Origin of the sequence: Corynebacterium sp. UMB6689 (assembly GCF_030215295.1) — a bacterium.
GTDB classification, from domain to species: Bacteria; Actinomycetota; Actinomycetes; order Mycobacteriales; family Mycobacteriaceae; genus Corynebacterium; species Corynebacterium aurimucosum.
Map to the genome: position 1 here is coordinate 1 of NZ_JASOLS010000165.1, position 275 is coordinate 275.

At 58.5% G+C, this 275-nt stretch carries 1 pseudogene; it reads left to right on the forward strand.

The annotated features are described in order from the left end of the window. Nucleotides 1-275: pseudogene (locus QP363_RS13090) on the forward strand (dimethyl sulfoxide reductase subunit A); the annotation flags it as partial.

The window sequence follows — 275 nt, forward strand, 5'->3', positions numbered from 1 at the left end:
TGACGTGACTGCCGAAATCGCCCGTCGCATGGGCATCGGCGACAAATTCTCGCAGGGCAAGAAGACCACCGAAGATTGGGCACGCGAAATTCAGGATGTCACGCGCAAGGACAACCCGGAATTCCCCACCTTCGACGAGCTGCGCAAGATGCGTGTATACCGCTACCCCTCCAAGGAGCACGTGGTGCCGCTGAAGGAATTCCGCGAAGATCCCAAGGCGAACCCGCTGGATACGCCCTCGGGAAAGATTGAGCTATATTCCTCCCAGCTGGCAG